At 54.0% G+C, this 520-nt stretch carries 1 pseudogene; it reads right to left on the bottom strand.

Features of this window, described 5'->3' with window-relative positions:
- Positions 1–502, bottom strand: a pseudogene (locus tag IEQ44_RS15550) (IS5-like element IS5B family transposase); the annotation flags it as partial.
- Positions 503–520: the final 18 nt, after the last annotated feature.

Genomic DNA, 520 nt, shown 5'->3' with positions numbered 1-520 from the left:
TGGTCTGATGCATCTCCGGATCGCGTTGCTGCTCTTTGTTCTTGGTCGAGCTGGGTGCCTCAATGATGGTGGCATCGACCAAGGTGCCTTGAGTCATCATGACGCCTGCTTCGGCCAGCCAGCGATTGATGGTCTTGAACAATTGGCGGGCCAGTTGATGCTGCTCCAGCAGGTGGCGGAAATTCATGATGGTGGTGCGGTCCGGCAAGGCGCTATCCAGGGATAACCGGGCAAACAGACGCATGGAGGCGATTTCGTACAGAGCATCTTCCATCGCGCCATCGCTCAGGTTGTACCAATGCTGCATGCAGTGAATGCGTAGCATGGTTTCCAGCGGATAAGGTCGCCGCCCATTACCAGCCTTGGGGTAAAACGGCTCGATGACTTCCACCATGTTTTGCCATGGCAGAATCTGCTCCATGCGGGACAAGAAAATCTCTTTTCTGGTCTGACGGCGCTTACTGCTGAATTCACTGTCGGCGAAGGTAAGTTGATGACTCATGATGAACCCTGTTCTATG

This window comes from Nocardioides malaquae (genome assembly GCF_015070385.1).
GTDB lineage: Bacteria > Actinomycetota > Actinomycetes > Propionibacteriales > Nocardioidaceae > Nocardioides > Nocardioides malaquae.
This window is presented reverse-complemented; position numbering and strand designations above follow the sequence as displayed.